Source organism: Streptomyces sp. B93 (assembly GCF_018070565.1).
GTDB lineage: Bacteria > Actinomycetota > Actinomycetes > Streptomycetales > Streptomycetaceae > Streptomyces.
On sequence record NZ_JAGPXL010000014.1, the window covers coordinates 159323 to 179557 of the forward strand.

Consider the following 20235-nt stretch of genomic DNA (forward strand, 5'->3'; position numbering starts at 1 on the left):
CCGCGCTCAGCTCCCCGTCGGCCGCAGCAGCGCGGCGGCGGTGCGCAGCAGGATGCACACGTCCTGCCACAGCGACCAGTTGTCGATGTACGCGTTGTCGAAGCGGGCCCGGTCCTCGATGGAGGTGTCGCCGCGCAACCCGTTCACCTGCGCGAGACCGGTGATGCCGGTCGGCATCCGGTGCCGGGCCGCGTAACCGGGGTGGGCCTGGCTGAACCGCTCGACGAAGAAGGGGCGTTCGGGGCGCGGGCCGACCAGGCTCATGTCGCCGCGGAAGACGTTCCACAGCTGGAGCAGCTCGTCCAGCGAGGTGCGCCGCAGGAAGCGGCAGAACCAGGGCATGTCCTGCTGGTTCGCCACGCTCCACCGGGTGGCCGCCTCATGGGCGTCGACGGGACGGTGGGTGCGGAACTTCAGCAGCGTGAACGGTCTGCCGTCCTCGCCGATGCGCTCCTGCCGGAACACCACCCCCGGGCCGCCGGTCAGCCGCAGCACCGCCGCGCACGCCAGCAGCAGCGGACCCGCCACCACCAGCAGCAGCCCGGACACGGTCACGTCCAGGGCCCGCTTGCCGGGGCCGCCGCGCCGCCCGGGCACCAGCTCCAGCCTGCGGCAGCCGAACCCGGCGAGCCGCTCGGGCGCCCGGTACGACGGCGAGTCGGCGTCCACCTCCCACACCGCGCACCCCGACTCGGCGAGCGCCCGCAGCAGCGCGGCCCGCTCCGAGCGTACGGAGGGGTGCACGGCCAGCACGTCCCGCACCCCGTTCTGGATCAGCGCCCGCTGGACCTCCGCCCCGGTGCTCAGCACCGGCAACTGCTCGGTGCCGTCCGGGTCGTCGGCGACGATCCCCACCGGCCGCACCCCGCACGCCGGGTGGCGCAGCACCGCCGCGGCCACCCGGCCCGCGGTCGCCGCGGGGCCCACGACGAGCGCGGCGCGCGGCTGCCGCAGCAGCGTCGCACGACGCCGCCCGTGCACCAGCGCCCGTCCGGCGCAGTCCACCACCGCGTGCAGCAGGAACCCGGTGGCCAGGGCGTGCGCGGACAGGGTGTGCTGCGGGACGTACGCCGCCACCAGCGCGGCCAGCGCCAGCCACACCACCGCGATCCGCCCGCACACCGAGGGCAGTTCGTCCAGCACGCCCTGCGTGCGGCGCGGCGGCCGGTGCGGACGCAGCAGCATCGCCCCGGTGACCAGCAGCGCCCCGAGCAGCGGCCGCCGCCCGGCGAGCGTGACGGCACCCGGCAGGGCGGCGGCGAGATCGACCAGGAGCAGCGGCACCGGGGAGGCGGAGCGGGCCGTGGGCCGCCGCGCCGGGTACCGGAAGCCCGGCACCCGCGGGAACCCACCGGGCCCGTGCCCCCGCTGCTGGACGCTGGGGGACGGGACGGTGCCCGCCGCAGTGCTTTCCGCAGTCACGAGTGGATCGACTCCCTGTACTCGTCGGACTCGTCGGACTCGCCACACGCACCGGACGGGCCGGGGAGGCCTGACTCACCGCGGTCGTGGCGCTCGTCGTACTCGTCGTGCCGGCCGTGCCTGCCGCGCCCGTGTGGCTCGTCGTACGCGCTGGACTCGCCGCGCCCGCCCCGCCGACCCCGACCGTCCCGGTCCGTCCCACCCGCGGGTCGTCCGCCGAGGACCTCCCGGTACACCCGGGCGATCGCCTCGGCCGTGTGCCGTACGTCGTGTGCGGAGCGGACGTGGTGGTGTCCCGCCGTGCCGAGCGCCGCTCGCCGGGCGGGGTCGCCGAGGAGCGCGGTGATCGCGCGGGCCAGTGCCGTGGGGTCGGCCGGGGGGACCAGGCAGTCGGCGGCGGCAGACGGGGGCAGGCACTCGCGGGCGCCGCCCACGTCCGTCGCCACCACGGGCCGCCCGCACGCCATGGCCTCCAGCGGGGCCAGCGCCATGCCCTCCCAGCGGGACGGCAGGACGACCAGATCGGCGGCCCGGTACCAGGGCACCGGATCGGTGACGGCCCCGGCGAACAGCACCGACCCCGGCGCCCGCACCCGCAGCCGCTCCCCGTCCGGCCCGTCGCCGACGAACACCAGCCGCGCCGCGGGCAGCCGCCGTGCGACCGCGTCCCACGCCGTCAGCAGCACGTCCTGCCCCTTCTGCGGACACAGCCGCCCCACGCACACCACCAGCGGGGCCCGCGCGTCGAGCGCGGGGAGGAGCCGCTGTCGTACCGCCTCGGCGGGTGCCGGGCGGAAACGGTCCAGGTCGACGCCGTTGGGTACGACGGCCCAGACGCCCCGGACCCCGGCCCGTGCCCCCGCCGCACGTTCCGCCTCGCTGACACAGACCACCCGGTGCGCCCAACGCGCCCCGAACCGCTCCCACCCGACCGCCAGCGCCGCGGTCGCCCCACCGACCGCCTCGAACGACCAGGCGTGCGGCTGGAACACCGTCGGCACCCGCCCCCGCACCGCCAGCCGCCCGGCCAGCCCGGCCTTCGCGCTGTGCGCGTGCACCAGGTCCGGCCGTACGGCGTCCACGAGCCGCGCGAGCCGCCGTACCTCACCGGCGAGCGACACCCCCGGCGCCCGCGTCGCCTCCCAGCGCCGCACGTCCGCGCCCGAGGCACGGACCTGGCGGGCGAGGTCGCTGTCGGGGCAGCCGACCGTGACCCGCCAGCCCGCGGCGAGCTGGGCCCGCGTCAGATCGGCGACGACCTTCGCGACCCCGCCGTGGACGGGCTGGGTGAGATGCAGGACCCGTGGCGGAGGGTCGGTGGCTGACTGGTGCATGCGCGGGCTCTCTCGTTCACGGGGTGCGCGGGACGGACGGTGCGGCGCCCTCAGTCGTGGGCGTCGACGGCGGTGAAGAGCACCCCGGCCCAGGCCGCGTCCCGCTCGGACGCGAGCCGGACGCCCCGCTGGTCACCGCCGCGCCGCGGCACCGCACCGAGGCCGAACACGTCCGAGTCGTAGCCGAGCGTGTGCGGGTACGACGGCACGCGCTCGGACCTGGGCCCGCTGATGGTCGAGTTGAGGACGTCGTCGCGGGGGTTGGCGGCGTCGGAGAGCGCCGTGCCGGAGACGGTGAGCGAGTCGCCGGTGCGTCCGCGGTCGCCGTTGTAGGCGACGAGTCCGGCGTAGCCGCCCGCGCCCTTCGGCAGCCGCGGGCCGGCCAGCCGGACCTCCCGCCGCCCGTCCAGCGCCTCGAAGCCGTCCCACACCGACAGCCGCCGCAACGGCTCGGCCGGGTCCTCGTACGCCACGACCAGCGTCCAGCCGCCCCAGGCGCCCGCCGCCGACCTGCCCATCGCCACGTTCACCTGGGCCACGGTCCACAGTCCCGACCCGCTGTCCCGCACCAGCTTCGTGACGTCCGCCGAGGCCTGGAAGGCGTCCGCGCCGTGCGCCACCCGGTGTCCCACGACGGTGTCCGCCAGGACCTCCTTGTAGGCGCCGCCCGGCTCGGCGATCAGCACCCGCCCGTTGTCCTTCGGCGGCTTCTGCTCACCGACGCGCAGGTTGCCGCCCCAGTACAGCCGGGCGAAGGTCACCCGGGCGCCCGCGGGCAGCCGGACCTCGGCGCGGGAGGAGTTGTAGGTGTTGGGGTCGCGGTCGACGTCGACGTAGAACATGTCGAAGTCACCGTTGGCGGCCGTCGTGCCCCGTCGTACGGACGCGCACGAGGGCGACGTCGTACGGCAGCTGATGGAGGTGTTGGCGGCGCGGACGATGCCGCCGTGCTGTGTCGCCCGGTACCGCTCGGCGAAGGGCAGCCGTTCCGCCTCGGCCGCGGCCGCCGGGGCCGAGGCGGAGGTCCAGAACGTGGCGAGGGCGAGCATGCCGACCGTCGCACGGCGCAGCAGTGGACCCGGGGAATTGCGCATGACCGGCAGTGCCCTTTCGGAAAGCGACAGTGCGATTTGCGTGCTATAGGGGCGTCGGACGGTCCGCAACTCTAGCCGCTATGCGGATTAATGCGTTGAATTCGGGCAAGTGTGTCGGAATGGTGAAGCCGGGCCTTCTGCCGGATCACTCCTTTGGCGGCACAACTCCCGCGCGTCTCACGCGTTGACACAACGCCGGGCATCCCGCCCGGATGTTTGTGTCAATCCCAAGGAGCACCTCTTCCATGTCGCGTATCGCGAAGGGCCTGGCCCTGACCTCCGTCGCCGCTGCCGCCGTGGCCGGCACCGCCGGTGTGGCCACCGCCGACAGCGGCGCCCAGGCCGCCGCCGCCCACTCGCCGGGCGTGCTGTCGGGCAACGTCCTCCAGGTTCCGGTTCACGTTCCGGTCAACGTCTGCGGCAACACGGTCAACATCATCGGTCTGCTGAACCCGGCGTTCGGCAACGAGTGCGTCAACGACTGACGTCGAGCCGCCTTGCTCTGACCGGCCGCTCTCCCGCACGGGAGGGCGGCCGGTTCACTGTGCTCCGAACGGGCGGCTGCGGTTGCGGCCGTGGGGGGCCGATTTCACGGTGGGACGCACACCCCCCTCCGCACCACCGGAAGGAAGTCCCATGCGTGAACTGCCCATACGGCGTCTCGCGTCCACCGCCCTGTTCGCCGCCCTCCTCCTCGGCGTCGCAGGGCCGTCCGCCCTCGCGGCCGACGGTGACCCGGCCACCCGGGAACACGGCGCCGCGGCGTCCCGGGCGCCCGTCCCCGGGGCGGACACGCTCCTCGGCCAGAGCGGGAACCTCGCCGACCTCGGTACCGTCCTCACCCCGGCGACCGGCCTGCTCACCGCCGTGGCCAAGGCCGACGACGGCCAGCTCACCGCCGAACAGGCCACCGAACTGGGCGAGGCCGTCAAGGAGGCCATCACGGGCATCACCGGGGTCGGGTCACCTGCCTCCTCGGCGACCCCGTCCCCCCAGACCCTCCCGGCCGAGGCGGAGCCCGCCGCCGACCCCAGGACCGATGTCCTCGACGCGCTCCGGCTCCTCCTCGACGACCTGCTCGCGGTGATCACCTCCGGCGACGCCGCCAAGGTCGGTCCCGCCGCCCAGTCGATGGTGACCGGCCTCGCCGACCTCCTCACCGTGACCCGGGAGGGCCTGTGAGGGCGCCGGATCATATGAGGATGCGAAACGCCGATGAGCGGCCCCCGTCGTTCGGGTGGGCCGCATAAACACCCCGCAGCCGGGGTTTCCGGGCCGTTCGGGGCTCGTTAGGCACGGCGCCACCCTTCCCCTCCGGCGACACCGGTCGCCGAAGAAAGGAACACGATGAAGTCCCTGAAGGCCGCCGCTGTCGTTGCCGGGTCCATGGCCCTCGCCGGTGCCGCCGCGCCCGCGTTCGCCTACGACACCGCCGACCTCACGCCCACCAGCCTCAACGGCGCCGTGAACACCCTCACCAAGGGCCCCATCGACCCGATGCCGCTCCAGCACCAGTCCCACGCGCTCGACACCGAGAACAAGGACTCCGTGCTCAGCACCGTGAAGGACGCGACCCGCTCGCTGAACTCCCGCGACGGCCTGCTCGGCGGCCTCCCGCTGAACCGCTGACCGGCGCCGCCCCCCGCCGGGCGGCACCCGGCGACCAGGGCCGGTCCCCGCCCCCGTCCCCCTGACGGACGGAGCGCGGGGACCGGCCCTTCGCGTCGTCCCTCGATCGGGTGGCGGCGCCGAGTGCGCTCCGCCACCCGGGTGACAAGCCCGCCGACCCCCACCGCCTCGTGGATAAGGTCCCGCGGGTGACCACAACTCCCCCCGAAACCCGGCCCCTTCCCACCTCCGACCTCGGCACGCTCGTCATGATGGCGTGGAGCGGCGAGGCCGCCGACGGCAAGGACATGCCCTACCTCCTCGCCTGCACCCTCGGCGACGCCGCGGACGGGCCCGAGGCCGCGACCGCCGCCGTCGAGAAGATGCTCACCGACGCCGGCCTGCCCGTCGGCGGAGAACTCGTCGACGGCCATCTGAAGCCGAGCCTGCCGGCCAGCCTGCTGGTCGTGGCGGGCCAGGCCGTCGTCACCATGCCCCGCCTCAGCGCCCAGTGCACGGTCGGCGACGAGTGGCTGACGGCGGTCGCCGAGCGCGGCTACGCCTACCTCCTCTTCACCACCCTGCCCTGGCCCGGCGAGAGGCCCGGCGCCACCGTCGGCCACGAGGAGTTCAGCGAGTTCGTGACGGCCGACGCGACCCTGAAGGCCGCCGCGCACATCGTCCTCCCGGCCCGCAGCCTGCGCGGCTGATGGCCCGGACCGGGGTGCGGCACGCCCGCCCCGCGGTACGGGCGGCGGGCGCGGGCCGTGGCCTCGCCGTGCTGCTGGTGCTGACCGGCGCCGCCGGGCTCGTGGCCTCCTGGGTCATCACCCTCGACAAGTTCAAGCTGCTGGAGGACCCCGACTTCACCCCGGGGTGCAGCCTCAACCCGGTGGTCTCCTGCGGCAGCGTCATGACCAGCGACCAGGCGGAGGCCTTCGGGTTCCCCAACCCGATGCTGGGCCTGGTCACCTACGCCGTCGTCATCGGCGTCGGCGTGAGCCTGCTGGCCGGGGCCGTCTTCCCGCGCTGGTACTGGCTCACCTTCGACGCGGGCTGTCTGTTCGGCGTCGGGTTCGTCTCCTGGCTCCAGTTCGAGTCGCTGTACCGGATCAACGCGCTGTGCCTGTGGTGCTGTCTGGCGTGGGCGGCGACGATCCTGCTCTTCTGGTACGTGACCGCGCACGCCGTGCGGAACGCGTTCCTGCCCGCGCCGCGGTGGCTGAAGGCGTTCCTCGCCGAGTTCACCTGGGTGGTGCCGGTGGTGCACCTGGGAGTCGTCGGGATGCTGATCCTGACCCGCTGGTGGGACTTCTGGACGAGCTGACCACCGTATTACTGCCATTACTGCGACTACTGCGGCAGCCGGGGGATTCTCGTGCTGGTGCTCTTGCCCGGCTCGTTACTGGTACGCACGCACAGCCTCCCGACTTCGGAAAGGGACCGCACCTTCATGAAGCCCACCACCCGAGGAACCCTCGCCGCCGCGCTCACCTGTGTGGCGACCGCGACGGCCGGTGCCGCGACCGCGTCCTCCGCAGCCGCGGTCACGTCGGTGCCCGTCCCCGTGCCGCTGGGGGGCGTCGAGAAGGCACTGAAGGTCGAACTTCCCGAGGCCAGGGGAGAGTTGCCGGTCCCGGTGCCGGGCGAACCGAAGGGGACGCGTTACGTCGAGGGCCGACTGCTCCCGGACCGCGCGGTCCCGCAACTGCCGGTCAGCGGCGGGCTGCCCGGCGGTGACGTCCGCGCGCCGCTGCCGCACGTCCTCGGCTCCCGCTTCGACCACCTCGCCGTCTCCGCGCCCCCGTCCGACCTGCGCGCCCTGGCGCCCGGCCTGTCCGTGCAGGCCCCGGTCGGCCAGCCGGAGGGGGACCGCTACGGCCTGCCCGGGACGGGACTGCCGCAGGCGGGCGTGGTCACGCCGATGCTCCAGACCGTCCCGGCCGCGACCGTGGTCACCGGACCGGGACTGTAGGAGCGGACAGACGCGCGCAGGCGACGCCGTACGACCGTTCACGGGCCACGGTCGTACGCGCGTGACCGCGGGCCCCGCCCGCCGGTTACCGGTACGGAGCACCGGACCGGACGAGGAGCACACGATGGCCGTCAGCGTCGGCACCGCGGCGACGGACCCACCGCCCGAGCCGCCACCACGGCCCCAGGGCCGCACCCGCCGGGACCTGGTGCGCGCGGCGGTCACCGCGCTGGCCCTGACCCCGCTGGTCGCGGCCTCCCGGCCGCGGGAGCCCACACCGCACACCCTCGGCCTCACCTTCGACGAGACCTACCGGGGCCGCCGTATCCACGGCATCGCCACGGTGGTCGCCGGGCGCGCGCTGGGCACCCCGGCCTGGCAGGTCACCGTCGACGGACGCCCGCTGCACCTGATGCGCCGCGCCGACGGCGGCTGGCTGAGCGTGCTCGACCACTACGGCTCGTACGACTCCCCGCTGGAGGCGGCCCGCGCGGCCGTCGACGAACTCGGGCCCGGGCGGCACCTGCGAGGGGGACACCATGGCGTACATCCGTAAGAGCGTGAGCGCCCTCACCGGCACCGAGAAGCGGCGGCTGGTGACGGCGCTGCTGGAGCTGAAGCGGCGCGGCGAGTACGACGAGTTCGTGCGGACCCACATCGAGTTCTACGTCGCCGACGGCGAGGCCGGACTGCGCACGGCCCACATGGCACCCTCGTTCCTGCCCTGGCACCGCAAGTTCCTGCTGGAGCTGGAGCGGGCGCTGCGGCGGGTCGACGACTCGGTGTCGGTGCCCTACTGGGACTGGACCCGCGACCGCGCCCCCACCTCGGCGCCCTGGACGGCGGACCTCCTCGGCGGCAACGGGCGGCGCTCCGACCACCAGGTGACGACCGGGCCGTTCGCGTACGCGGAGGGCAACTGGAAGATCAAGGAGAACGTCACCGACGGCACCTTTCTCACCCGCGACCTCGGCCGCCCCCGGGACCCCGTCGACCTTCCCACGGCGGGCGACGTGGAGTGGGCCCTGAAGGACCCCGCCTACGACACCCCGCCCTTCGACTCGACGTCGGAGCGGGGCTTCCGCAACAAGCTGGAGGGCTGGGGCGCGGGCCGCGGCAAGGCCTCCTGGCTCAACCACAACCGGGTGCACCGCTGGGTCGGCGGGGTCATGGTCGGCGGCGCCTCCGTCAACGACCCCGTCTTCTGGATGCACCACGCCTTCATTGACCTGCTCTGGACCCGCTGGCAGGCACGCCACCGCGACCACCGCTACCTCCCGGCCGACCCGCCCCGGCCCGGCGACGCGCAGCACGAGCGGATCGTCGCCCGGCACGAGCGGCTCCCGCCGTGGGACCTGACGCCGGACCAGCTGGAGGACCACAGCGGGATCTACCGGTACGCGTGACCACGCGCCCGCTCCGGTCCGACGGCCGGCGGCGGACACACGAGAGCCCCGGCGCTCGGGGAGGGGAGCCGGGGCTCTCGGGTGAGGTGACGACCGGCGGTGTCAGTTGCCGTAGCCGCCGTGGTGCTTCTTGTGGTGGCCGCCGTCGTTGACGCACGTGTTGCCGAAGGCCGGGTTCAGCAGGCCGATGATGTCGACGGTGTTCCCGCACAGGTTGACCGGGACGTGCACCGGGATCTGGACGACGTTGCCCGACAGGACACCCGGCGAGTGGACGGCCGCGCCCTCGGCGCCCGCGTCCGCCATGGCCAGTCCGGCCCCGCTGAGGACCATGGCGCCGGTGCCGAGCGCGACGCCGGTCGCCTTCGCGATGCGAGACATCTGGTTCTCCTTAAGGATCGGTGAGCGCGACGGCAGGACACGCCGCCGCACTTCCCGTTCAACGCCGGGGATCTTGCCGGGTCACGGCGATCGGTCCCGGATCACCCTTTTTGAACAGGGGGATTCGGCGCGCGGGGCGCGGCGCCGACACCGGACGGTGTGGTCGGGTACATGCCGAACGACGGATTTGGCGTACCGAATCGCGGGGAAGTACCAGCCATGCTGGACATCTCGCGGTCGGCGCACGCCGTGCTCGTAGGAGTGGAGCAGTACGCGGGCGGCTCCGACTGGCGCCTGGACGGGCCGGTGCGGGATGCCGTCGGTCACGCGCGACGGCTGCTGGCCGCCGGGGTACCGCCGGAGCGGATCACCCTGCTGCTGTCACCGCTGCCGCACAACGCGTCGAAGCCGCGGGACCTCGATCCGGCCCTGGACGTCCGACCGGCGACCCGGGACACCGTCCACGAGGTGCTCTTCCGCGAACTGCCCAAGTCCGACGGCGAGTTGTTCTACCTCTCCTGGTCGGGACACGGCCTGCTCGACGCGGGCGGCGGACGCCGTCTGCTGTACGCGGACGCGGTCCCCGAGGACCTGCGCGGCCTCGACCTGGACGCCGCGCTGGCCGCCTGGCGCTCCGATCTCGTCCCCTCCTTCCCGCGCCAGCTGTGGCTGCTGGACGCCTGCCAGGTGTTCGGCGACCTGCGGGCCGAGCGCGGCACCCTGGTGCCCGACCCCGTGCCCACCGGACAACTGCGGGAACGGCCCGGCCAGTACGCCTTCTTCGCCGCCGCCCCCGGCCAGTCCGCGCGCGGCACCGGCACCGGGGAGCACGGCGTGTTCACGTCCTGGGTCCTGCGCCTGCTGGACGAGCGCGGCGACCGGGGACACGCCTGGCTCACCGACCCGGACGGGTTCGCCGCGGCCCTGCGGGACGGCGTCGGGCGGCCGACCCCGGACGGCGACGGCCAGACACCGACGTACCTCTGGCACACCGGCCCGGACGGCGCGCACGAACGCCGGTCGGGAGCGGCGCCCCTGCCGCGCCCCCGCACAAACGGGGCGAACGGCTTGGTCCGGCCCACCCGCGAGCAACGGCGGCGGCTGGTCCGGCTGCTGGAGCGCATACCGGCGATGACCAGCCCCCACGACCGGTCACGCCTGATCAGACAGCTGCCACCCGACCTCGCGGTGAGCGTGCCACAGTCCGACGTCACCCGCTTCGCGCTGCTGGACCTCATCGACACCTGCGTGGACTTCCCGGGTGGTCTGGACGAGTTGCACGAGGCGCTGGAGATGGTGGACGCCGGGACGACCGCGTTCGCGGAGTTCGGGGACGCGGTGCGGGAACTGGGCGGTGGGCGCTGATCGTTGGCTGGGAGGGAGTGAGGAGGATCATGCTTTGGCCTGCTCAGAGGAGTGGGTGATCGGCCCATGGCTCGAAAGGATGTCTGAGACACGGGCTTCCCGCACCTCAGTGACGCAGCCATGATGGACAACAGTGGGTCGGCGTCGGCGGCATCGGCCCGGATGCTGGGAGGGCAACGGCACCATGGAACACGCCGACAGCATTGTCGAGTCGGACCTTCTTGATCTCGGGGGAGTGACGCTTGATCAGCTACGCGCGATTAGGGACCGGGAACGCGCCGACAGCAAACGACGGCTGTTGCGGAAGCTGGAGCAGCCGGACGTCAACTTCGGCGGTTCCGATGACTGACGCGTGACAGGGCGAGGTATCCCTCAGGTGACCCGGTACGCGCTGAGCGAGGCAGACTTCGACGCGCTGGCCGGCGGGGGTGGTACGACGGCCGCGCTCCGGCGGATCCGGGAGGGCGAGCGCAGCCACCGCTTCCTGCTGCTGGATCTCTTCCTCGACCGGGTGACCGGCGACCCGGACGTGCTCGGACCCCTGCCGCCCGCGGACAGCGCGTGGCGCCTGCTCCTCGCCGCGAACCGGCAGGACCGGTCCAAGGCCGAGGACCTGTTACTGGCACCGGAGGCCGGACTGTGGATCGCCGCCACCCTGCGCAGGCTGGGCGGTGCGGCGGACGCGGCCCAGCCGGACGTGCCGCTGTGGGTGGACGTCGGCCAGCTGCACTGCTTCGCCGCCGCGGCGGCGGTGCGCGCCGGTGTGGACTTCACCCTGACCGTGCCGGTGCGTCACGGCACGGTGTGGCTGCCGTCCCTCGGCCGCGCCGTCGCACCGGGGGCGGTCCGGCCCTGGGGCACCGCACGGGTGACGTGCCGGGCCGGTGACCTCACCATCCGTATCGCGGACCGCATCATCGGCGTACCCGCTCCGCACGCCGAGGAGACCCCCGAATGGCAGCCGGTGCGCACCGTCACCGTGCCGGTGCTGGACCGGCGCTTCGAGATCCTGCTGGACGACCTGAGCGCCCATCGCATCGACCCGGAGGCCGCGGGGCCGCCGCTGTCGCGGTTGACCAGCGCGGAAGCCGAACAGTGGGCCGCGCTGCTGCGGGACGCCGTGGCCCTGCTGGGGGAGACGGACGCCCAGTCGGCCGTCGACGTGGTGACGCTGCTGCGCAGTATCGAACCCCTGTCGTCCCCCGACTCCGCCGCCCTGGTCAGCGCCACCTCCGGGGACGGCGTGGGGCGGCTCGCCTCGTCCAGGTCACCGGACGCGCTCCAGATGGCCGCCGTCCTCACCCACGAGATCCAGCACAGCAAGCTCGGCGCCCTGATGCACCTGTACTCCCTGTACGAGCCGGGTGACACCACCCTTTCCTACGCCCCTTGGCGCGACGACCCGCGGCCCCTGCGCGGGTTGCTCCAGGGCACCTACGCGTTCACCGGCGTCGCCCGCTTCTGGCGGGCCCGGGCCCGGCACGCCAGGGGGGACGGTCAGGACGTCGACCCGGCGCACTTCGAGTACGTCCTGCGGCGGCAGCAACTGCTGACGGTCCTCCCGCAGCTCTGCGACCACCCGGGCCTGACAGAACTGGGTCGCCGTACGGCGCGGCGTCTGCGCGAGACGGTCCTGGGCTGGGCGGAACCGGACGCCGAACCGGACCGGCTGGCGGCGGTGCGCACCATGGCCGAGGACGCTGCCGAACACCACGCCCTCAGCTGGCGGCTGCACCACCTGGCGGCGGATCCGGCACTGGCCATGGCCCTGACGCGGGCATGGCCGCGGCCCCCGGGCGCCGCGCTGCCCGACGCCCGGTCACAGCTTCGGCCCCGGCCGGGCGTGCGGCGGCTGGACACACTCGCGAGCCTCTACCGCATCCGGCTCAGGGACGAATGGGCCCTGGAACGCGTCGGTGACGATCCTGCCGGTCTGAGCAGGCTGGTCGCCGGGGCACAGGTGCCCGGCCTGCTCCAGGTGCGCGGTGACAGCGAGGGCGCGGGGAAGCTGGCCGCGACGGCCCTCCAGACGGGGGAACCGGACGCGGAGTCGCTGTGGGCCGATCTGCTCCTCGCGCTGCGGGCGTCGGGCCACGAGGCGGTGGGGCCCGCCGTGCTGGCGCGGCCGGAGCTGACGCACGCGGTGTACCGGGAGATCGGGTGGGCGGACGGAGCCGCCCCCGATCCGGTGTCGTTCGTGGGATGGCTGAACGATCACCTGTCCACGGCGTTCGGCACCCCGGGGTCCGGTGCCGCCGCCGTCGGCCTCCGGTGAGACCGACGGGTCTGCCGCTGTTCCGTGCGGTCGGTGGACGACCAGGTCAGATGGGCATGGGGTCGATGTCGCAGTTGGCGCGCTGCCATGCCACCGCGTCGGCATAGGCGGGGTGCTCCTCGCCCAGTACCTCGGGAAGTCCGGTGAGCGCGGCCCGGCGGTGGGTCTCGGCTTCGTCGGTCCGGCCCAGTGCCCTCAGGTCCTGGGCGAGGTTGCTGGTCAGCACGAGCGTGGTGGGGTGCTTCTCCCCGAGGACGCGTGCCGAGATCTCCAGCGTCTCCTCGTCCATGGTCAGGGCGGCGGTCACCTCACCCTGCGCGAACATGTCGCTGGCCAGGTTGATACGGCAGGCCAGGGTGTCGGGGTGTTCCTCGCCCAGCGCCTCCACGCACCGCTCAAGGGCGGCCTCGTTGAGTGCGCGCGCCGCGCCGACCTTGTTCAGCAGGCGGTAGGTGACGGCGAGGTCCATGTTCGCCTCTACCGTGTGCGGATGGCCGGAACCCAGCACCTGGACGTAGAGGTCCCGGGTCTGTTCTCCCAGTTGGACCGCTTCCTTCAGGTCGTTCAGCTGCCGCAGGTCCACGGAGTAGTTGAGGGAGGCGACCAGGGAGTCCGGGTGCTCGGGCCCGTACCGGTTGATGAGTTCCTTGCGTGCCCTGCGGGTGAGTTCGGCGGCTTCCGCGTGGCGCCCCGCCTTGCGCAGGGTCACGCCGAGGCGGGCCAGGTTGCGCAGGGTGTTGGGGTGGTTCTCACCGATCTGCTGGCGGTAGCGCTCCGTGATGTCCTCGAAGAGGCGCACGGCGGGCAGGTACTCGCCCAGCTCGCGCCGGTCCAGGGCGATGCTGCTCTCGGTGAGCATGGCGCTGAGGGATTCCTCGCCGTACATCTCCGACCTGCGCTGCCAGGTCTGCTGGTCCAGCGCGAGCGCCTCCCTGAACTTGCCGTTGACGCGCAGGCTCACCGCCAGGTTGTGGGCGTGCAGCAGGGTCTCCGGCTCGTCGTCGCCGTAGGGCAGCGACCGCTGGTAGACCTCCTCGTTGATCCGCAGGGACTCCTTGAAGTCACCCGCGGCACGCCGGTCTGCCGCGCCGAGGCCGAGGACGCGGAGGAGTTCCTCGTCGGCGTCGGCCTCCGGCCGCTCCAGCACCGAACGCATGCGCTGGGTGATGGCCGCGGCCTCCTCGTACCGGCCCATCGTCCACAGGATGTACCGCAGATGGCGGCCCAGCGTCAGGGTCTGGCCGTCGTCCTCGCCGTACAGGCGGCTCCAGGTCTCGTAGCCGTTCTGGGCGAACTCCCGGGCGCCTTCGTGGTCGCCCCAGTGGAAGAGGTACTCGGCGACGCTGTGCACCGTCTGCCGGACGTGCCGTGAGCTGGACTGCACCGCGTCCGACACCAGCACATGCGGATACAGCTCGCCGAACTTGGCCCAGTTGATCGGGTCCTGCGGGTTCCCCGGCGTGTCGCCCGCGAGCAGCAGGTGTGCCCCGTGCTGCATGCGGTCGCGCTGTTCCTGGGACATGCGGGCCGCCAGCACCGACTGGACCAGGCGGTGCATCTGGATCGAGTTGGTGCGGTGGTCGATCTTGGCGAGGGAGTAGCGGTTGATCTCGCGGATGGCGCGGCCCAGCCGCAGCGGGTCGGTCAGCGCCCGGTCCAGGTCGGGCGCGATCGGCTCGACGGGGGCGCGGGAGAACAGGGACCGGGAGATGGGTTCCGGGGCGAGGTAGGCGCAGACCTGGAGGAGCTGGAGGGCGGCCGCGTTCTTGCGCTCCAGGTGGTCGAGGGAGACGTTCCAGGCGGTGGCGACCGTCTCCTCGTAGTGGGTGGGCTTGGAGACCGTCATCAGCTCCGCCCGCTTCTCCTCGAACAGGCGCAGGTACTCACCGGCGGGCATGCCCGTCTCGGCGCGCCACGCTGACGCCTGCTCGACCGCGAGCGGCAGATCGCCGAGTACGGCGGCCAGTTGGTCGGCCTCGGAGTCGGGCAGGTCGGGGTTGCGGCGCTGGAGGAGGTGGATGGACTCCTCGCGCTTGAAGACGTCGACCTCCAAGGGGTGTGCCAGGGTGTTCCACTGCGGGTTGCGGGAGGTGACCAGGATGGAGCCGACGGGGCCGCTGCCGGGGCTGGTGGGGAAGTAGTTGCGCACCGCCTCCGGGCTCTCGGCGTTGTCGAAGACGAGAAGCCAGTTGCCGTACGGTTTTCCGGTGCGCAGGGACTCCAGCACCGCGGGGACGGCGGTGTTGGCTTCCGAGGTCACCCGCAGTCCGAGGCGCTGGGCGAGTTCCACCAGGGCCTGGGCGATCTGCGTGGGCCGTTCGGCCGGAATCCACCACACGACGTCATAGCGAGCGGCATTTCGATATACGTACTCGAGTGCGAGCTGTGACTTTCCCACGCCGCCCATTCCGTGCAGGGCGTGTGGCAGCACGGCCGTCGGGCCCTGCCCCAGATTCCGTTCCAGCATGCGCAGCAAATCGTCGCGCCCGGTGAACAGGGCGTTCCGAGGGGGCATGTTGTTGAGGACCGCTGGACGGAGCGAGGAAACACCTTCTTGAGGCTTGCCCAGCGTCACGCCCTCTGGTTCGGGCGCCGGGGTGGCGGTCCCTGGGGCAACCGTGGTCACTGTCGTGCCTCCTTGGCGTGTGGTGCTGTCGATCTGCCCGTGGATGGCAGATACGGAGGGCAGGGGCTCAGACGTGCTCCGGCTCTCGGGGGCGTCGGCTGTATTCATGGTGCCGGAATCTTTTCGTAAATGATCGGTTATGTCTTCGGTGTGTACTCCGGCTCCTGTCAGTTCATCCGAGTGGATGTGAGCTGAAAGGAGACCGCGAATTCGGTGCGCACGGCGCAGATGCGGTCCCGCGAGCGAACTGAGAACGACGTATTCGGTCGTTCGGAAACGGACGTTGTCCGGTGTGATCTCGGTGCGGCCGGTGATCTCACGGCCCGCGAAATAGTCGAGGAGATCACGCGCGGCGCTGCTCTTGGGCGCGAGCACTTCCGCGGCCCGCCGGGAGGCCCGCAGGGTGGCGCGTTTGGTGCTGGATGCAAGTAGTTCGGAGCGAATGCCGGGCAGGAAGGCGTACGACTCCGGGCGGCCGGGACGCGGCTCGATGAGGCCGCTCACCAGCACCTCCGCCAACTGCACGGGCCCCGACGCGGGCAGCATGTCGCGCTGTACCGCCAGCATCACCGTCAGGTCCAGCTCCACCGCCGCCAGCCGCACCGCCAGCTCGAACGACTCCGGGGACGCCCACACCCGGAACCGCGCCACCTTCTGCGCGGCGCTCTCCTGGAGGGGCGCGTTCTCCAGCGGGGGAATCGGTTTGGCGCCCGGCGCCACCAGGGTCGCCGCGGCCTCCGCCCAGCGCGGCTCGGTGCCCGCCACGAACCGTGCCCAGGGCGCCAGCCACTCCCCGGCGGTCTCCAGCACCGGCACCGGGAACGACCTGCGCGGCCGCAACGGCGCCGACCACTCGCTCGCCCCCCGCGGACTGAGCAGCTCCCAGGTCAGCTCGCCGCCCGCCGCCCCCCGCCCGGCGGCATGCATCCGGACCCGCTCCGGCAGCAGCCCCGTACGGTCCCACAGGCGCTGGGGTAACGGCGTCAGGATGGCCAGCGGCTGGTGTCTGCCCCACACGGCCAGCGCCCCGCGCACCGCGCCGGTGTGCCAGGCGGGTGCCATCCCGTCGGTGACGACCAGCACGATCCGGCGCCCCGACAGATCGACGAGGCTGCGCACCGGCTGGGGACGGCCCGGTCGTCCGCGCTGCCCGGGTGTCCGTAACACGACCCCGTCGGGCGTCCCCGCCGCGGTGTCCAGCAGCCGGGTCTCGACGCTGCGGAAACCGCCGTACAGCCGCAGGTCCCCGGCCAGCGACGAGGTGGTGCCGCGCCAGGCGACCATGTGCGGGGCGGTGTCCACCACGACGACCACGCTCCAGCGGGGCTCGTGCCCCGGTCGCAGCACGGGGGGCAGCCAGGGGGCCTCGGCGAGCTGCTCACCGGTGCGCTCCTCGTCGAGTTCCCCGAAGGGTGAGGTGCGGTCGCGCTGGCGGAGGGGGCGCAGGGCCCGGGCGAAGGGCGTCTTCGGGGTTCTGCCGCCCTTTCTGCCTCTGGTACGGCGGCGGGGGCGGCGTAAGGGGGTGCGGGGCTCGCGGGTCCCGGACGTCTCCTCGGGGCGGGGGGACGGCGGTTCGGCGGGGAGGGCCTCGGGGGCCTCGGGGCCCTCGGGGCTCTCGGGCTCCTGCGGGGATGTCGGGGATGTCCCCGTGGGCGTCGGGGACCCGGGCTCCGGCGCGTCGTCGGGCGTGCCGGTCTCCGTCCCGCGTCCCTCGGGCGCGTCCCGCCGCTCGGGTCGGGGGGCCTCCGGGACCTGGGGAGCGGCTACGGCGAGGTCGGCGGGATCCGGCGCCACCAACCCCGGATGTTCCCGGACGAGCCACAGCGCGTCGGCGACCTCCCGCCAGTGCAGGTCGCCGACGCGCAGGCGCCGCTCGTCCGGGGCGGGGCCGTGCGCCGCCCCGCCCTCGGACGCGGGGTGGTGTTCAGTCACTCCGCCCAGTCCCATCGGCGTCGAGTGGGTGCCAGATGGCGCTCAGCACCGCCTGCCATTCGGAGTCGTCGCCCTCGGCATAGCTGTACGCGCCTGACGTGACCAGGTGTGCCGCGTTGAGCAGCATGTCTGCGGCCAGTCCCGAGGATTCCTCACTGTGGGACCTGAAGGCGCGGATCAGTTTTCCCTGCATGTCACCGAGCCGATCGGAGAAGTGGGCCGACAGCAACTCGGCCAACCCTTCCGCATCCAGGTCCGCCATGTCCAAACGCAGACAGCGCCGCATGAAGGCTTCCGGAAACGCGCGCTCCCCATTGGACGTCATGATCACAATGGGGAATGCCCGGGCTTTGACCACGCCTTCCTCGACACGCGCGAAACCGCCCGGATCGGCGGTGTGGACGGTGACTTGGGGGTGCTGCTTCCTCACTCGAACGAGTGGCGGCACAGCGTACCAGCCGTCCTCGAACAGGGTGAGCAGATCATTCGGAAGATCAGCGTCCCCTTTGTCGATCTCGTCGATGAGCAGAACCCTGGGGAGCCGGTACGGCAGGAGCGCGGTGCCGAGGGGGCCCAGCTGGATGAAGTCGCCGATGTCCGCGGTGGCCTCGGCTGCCACTTCTTCCGGGGCTCCGGGGGCTCCCGGGGCTTCCGGTCCTCCCGGTGCGGACGACTGCTGTGCCGTGGCTGCCATGAGCCACGGGTTCCGGGACTGGGCCCGCCCTATCGCGTCGTACTCGAAGAGACCGGACGCCAGGGTGGTGCGGCTGGTGACGGGCCATTGCAGGACCCGGCCGAGACCCAGTTCCCGGGCGATACGGAAGGCCAGCGCCGACTTGCCGACGCCGGGGCGGCCGGTCACCAGCAGCGGGCGGCGCAGCAGGATGGCCGCGTTGACGAGCCGGACCTCCTCGGGCGGCGGCTGCCGGGGCACGGCGACCGGGCCGAGACGGCGGTCCGCCTCGTCGTCGGGGGGTGGTTCGGGCATCACCGGGCCGCCGTTGAAGTCCCGCCAGCGCGGGCCGTCGGGCCAGCTCCGCTCTTCGTACGGAGCGTCGGCCTCCGGTGACCGTCCGGTGCCCCGGTAGGGCAACGCGTTGGTGTCCTGCGCGTTCAATCGGTCCCCCCTATGAAGGCAGCGGGAGCACACGCGTCGCCGTCGAGGAGATGGTGCGGGTCGTCCCAGATGACACCGAGGTGTCTGATCAGGGTCCTGTCGCGCTGCCCGGCGGCACCCGCGGCGGCGTCACCCCTCCACTGTCGTGCAGTGGCGGGCAGATTGGCCAGGCCTTCACCGGCCAACAGCTCCTGCACCAGGCTCCGGAAACCCTCCGAGGCGGCGGCCTCCCGGTGGAAGACCATCACGGGCACGCCGTGGTCGAGCCCCAGCCGTAACTCCCGCAGCCCCAGACCGTTCCTGGCCCGCGGAGTGTCACTGAGCACCATGCAGACCACCCCCTCCTCCTTGCCGATCCGAGCATCCAGCAGCTCAAGGTGCTCGGCGGCGGGGCGTCCCTGAGGATCACACCAGTGGGCCTGTCCGGTCCCGAGGTCGCTCCGCCACCGTGTCCATCGCCTGCGCCACACGTGATGCAGATCGCGGCGCTGCATGCGCTCCAGACTATGGATGAAAATCCAAGAGTATTTACTCAACAGCGGGTTGGGATGGCTTAGTTGAGGATTTCTGTTCCACCACTCGACCGGTTCGGCGAGCAGTTCGGTCGGGAGGAAGATCTCGAGGACGACGTTCTCGTCCCGAGACTGCCACAGCTCCGCCGTCGCGGACAGCAGCTCGGCGACGGCACTCGGTACCTTGCTGCGCGGAACCGGCTCCTCCGGGTCGCGGCCCTCCTGGTGGAGCCGCGTCGACTCCACGTACCGCACCCGTGAGGAGAGCCGGTAGCGGCTCTCCGGGCGCCTTCTGCGCGGGCCCGTGGCGTCGAACGGGGTGAGGTCGGGAGCGACCTTGATGAACATCCGGATCACCGGCACGGCCGCGCCGGGCTCGGCCTCGGACTCCGGCTCGGACGGCCGGGCGGTCGCGGTAGAGGAGGTGGAGGTGGAGGTGGAGGAGGTGGCGGTGGAGGTGGCCGGATGCTGCGCCGCCGACACGGCGGGGGCGGGCGGTTCGGCGTGTCCGATGTGTCCGATGTGTTCGATGCCCTCGAGGTGCTGGGCGGACACCCGCTGCCGGGCGGCCAGTTCGGTGCGCAGCGCGCGCAGCCCGGCCGGTCCGACGTCGGTGCCCCAGGCCGCCGCGAAGTGGTCGTTCCAGGCCCGTATCTCGCCGACCAGGGCCGCGGCCTCCGTGCGCAGCATCAGATGCTCCAGCAGCACCATGCTCGTCTCCAGACGGCCGACCGGCGCGTTGTGGCAGGCCAGATGCACGAAGGCGTGCCACACCGAGGTGCAGTACGGGGGCAGCCGCACCCGGTCGCCGCTGACCTCGGCGATCAGCGCGGGCAACTCGGGGAGGGAGAAGTCCAGTCCCGCCCGCAGCGCCGACCAGTCCCGGCCCTCGTACAGATCGGTGGCGTACCACTCGTCGAGCAGCGGGCGCAGCCGCGCCGAGAGCGCCGGGGCCAGGAACTCGGTGATCTCCACCAGCCCTTCCAGACCGCCCTCGGTGCCGCTGCACAGCCGTACGGCCTCGACGAACTCCTGACGCGGGGTCGGGAAACCGGTGAGTTCCAGCCCCTCGAACTCCGAGGCCAGTTCCCGGGCCCACTGGAGGCGTCCCCGGGGATCCGCCAGCGCGGGCGAGGTGCCCAGCACGTCGACCATCGCGCTCAGCACCCGTTGTCGCGCCGAGTGTTT

At 72.7% G+C, this 20235-nt stretch carries 18 protein-coding genes; 11 read left to right on the top strand and 7 right to left on the bottom strand.

What is annotated here, in order from left to right; all coding sequences use genetic code 11:
- Positions 1-6: 6 nt before the first annotated feature.
- The 3 genes from KBY47_RS16670 to KBY47_RS16680 are packed head-to-tail and all read right to left on the bottom strand — an operon-like array spanning position 7 to position 3850.
- A complete protein-coding gene (locus KBY47_RS16670) occupies positions 7-1422 on the bottom strand; it encodes a sugar transferase (RefSeq protein WP_210921911.1) in 1416 nt (471 codons plus the stop codon).
- Positions 1419-2756 carry a glycosyltransferase family 4 protein gene (locus tag KBY47_RS16675; protein WP_210921912.1) on the bottom strand — a complete coding sequence of 446 codons (1338 nt, stop codon included), beginning with the start codon at positions 2754-2756 and terminating at the stop codon, positions 1419-1421. The genes KBY47_RS16670 and KBY47_RS16675 overlap by 4 nt, the downstream gene beginning before the upstream one ends.
- 50 nt (positions 2757-2806) lie before the next feature.
- Positions 2807-3850: a DUF3344 domain-containing protein gene (locus KBY47_RS16680; protein ID WP_210921913.1), complete on the bottom strand. Its 1044-nt coding sequence runs from the start codon at positions 3848-3850 to the stop codon at positions 2807-2809.
- Positions 3851-4095: 245 nt separating this feature from the next.
- Between KBY47_RS16680 and chpG the strand changes: the two genes are divergently transcribed.
- From chpG to KBY47_RS16720, 8 genes are all read left to right on the top strand, one after another.
- Positions 4096-4335 (top strand): chaplin ChpG, encoded by a 240-nt coding sequence (chpG, locus tag KBY47_RS16685; protein ID WP_210921914.1) that lies wholly within the window; start codon positions 4096-4098, stop codon positions 4333-4335.
- Between the two features lie 151 nt (positions 4336-4486).
- Entirely contained in the window at positions 4487-5032 is a 546-nt protein-coding gene (locus KBY47_RS16690; protein WP_210921915.1) for a hypothetical protein, read from the top strand.
- A 165-nt stretch (positions 5033-5197) separates the two neighbouring features.
- Positions 5198-5479, top strand: coding sequence for a hypothetical protein (locus KBY47_RS16695; RefSeq protein WP_210921916.1), 282 nt, complete (start codon positions 5198-5200; stop codon positions 5477-5479).
- A gap of 188 nt (positions 5480-5667) precedes the next feature.
- Positions 5668-6168, top strand: a complete 501-nt coding sequence (locus KBY47_RS16700; RefSeq protein WP_210921917.1) for a DUF5949 family protein — start codon at positions 5668-5670, stop codon at positions 6166-6168.
- On the top strand, positions 6168-6785 hold the full coding sequence (locus KBY47_RS16705) for a vitamin K epoxide reductase family protein (RefSeq protein ID WP_210921918.1): 618 nt from the start codon (positions 6168-6170) through the stop codon (positions 6783-6785). The genes KBY47_RS16700 and KBY47_RS16705 overlap by 1 nt, the downstream gene beginning before the upstream one ends.
- A gap of 126 nt (positions 6786-6911) precedes the next feature.
- The gene (locus KBY47_RS16710; RefSeq protein WP_210921919.1) at positions 6912-7433 is read left to right on the top strand and encodes a hypothetical protein; all 522 of its coding nucleotides are present in this window, start codon (positions 6912-6914) and stop codon (positions 7431-7433) included.
- Between the two features lie 124 nt (positions 7434-7557).
- A complete protein-coding gene (locus KBY47_RS16715) occupies positions 7558-7989 on the top strand; it encodes a tyrosinase cofactor (RefSeq protein WP_210921920.1) in 432 nt (143 codons plus the stop codon).
- Positions 7973-8839 (top strand): tyrosinase family protein, encoded by an 867-nt coding sequence (locus KBY47_RS16720; RefSeq protein WP_210921921.1) that lies wholly within the window; start codon positions 7973-7975, stop codon positions 8837-8839. Before KBY47_RS16715 ends, KBY47_RS16720 begins: the two co-directional genes overlap by 17 nt.
- A 102-nt stretch (positions 8840-8941) precedes the next feature.
- Here KBY47_RS16720 and KBY47_RS16725 read toward each other — a convergent pair whose 3' ends face one another.
- Entirely contained in the window at positions 8942-9220 is a 279-nt protein-coding gene (locus KBY47_RS16725; protein ID WP_210921922.1) for a chaplin, read from the bottom strand.
- Between the two features lie 219 nt (positions 9221-9439).
- On the opposite strand from KBY47_RS16725, the gene KBY47_RS16730 reads away from it, so the two are divergent.
- The 3 genes from KBY47_RS16730 to KBY47_RS37225 all read left to right on the top strand — a co-directional run bounded on the left by KBY47_RS16730 (position 9440) and on the right by KBY47_RS37225 (position 12860).
- Positions 9440-10585 carry a caspase family protein gene (locus KBY47_RS16730; protein ID WP_210921923.1) on the top strand — a complete coding sequence of 382 codons (1146 nt, stop codon included), beginning with the start codon at positions 9440-9442 and terminating at the stop codon, positions 10583-10585.
- 184 nt (positions 10586-10769) lie between these two features.
- Entirely contained in the window at positions 10770-10934 is a 165-nt protein-coding gene (locus KBY47_RS16735; RefSeq protein WP_210921924.1) for a hypothetical protein, read from the top strand.
- A gap of 27 nt (positions 10935-10961) precedes the next feature.
- Positions 10962-12860 (top strand): HEXXH motif domain-containing protein, encoded by a 1899-nt coding sequence (locus KBY47_RS37225; RefSeq protein WP_210921925.1) that lies wholly within the window; start codon positions 10962-10964, stop codon positions 12858-12860.
- 46 nt (positions 12861-12906) lie between these two features.
- Here KBY47_RS37225 and fxsT read toward each other — a convergent pair whose 3' ends face one another.
- Genes fxsT through KBY47_RS16755 form a run of 3 tightly spaced genes read right to left on the bottom strand, consistent with a single transcriptional unit; the run spans position 12907 to position 20202 of the window.
- Complete coding sequence (gene fxsT / locus KBY47_RS16745; protein ID WP_308405181.1) at positions 12907-17418, bottom strand: FxSxx-COOH system tetratricopeptide repeat protein; 4512 nt, start codon at positions 17416-17418, stop codon at positions 12907-12909.
- Positions 17411-18535, bottom strand: coding sequence for a MoxR family ATPase (locus KBY47_RS16750; protein ID WP_210921927.1), 1125 nt, complete (start codon positions 18533-18535; stop codon positions 17411-17413). Before KBY47_RS16750 ends, fxsT begins: the two co-directional genes overlap by 8 nt.
- Positions 18532-20202 carry a hypothetical protein gene (locus tag KBY47_RS16755; protein WP_247694790.1) on the bottom strand — a complete coding sequence of 557 codons (1671 nt, stop codon included), beginning with the start codon at positions 20200-20202 and terminating at the stop codon, positions 18532-18534. The genes KBY47_RS16750 and KBY47_RS16755 overlap by 4 nt, the downstream gene beginning before the upstream one ends.
- Between the last annotated feature and the right edge of the window lie 33 nt (positions 20203-20235).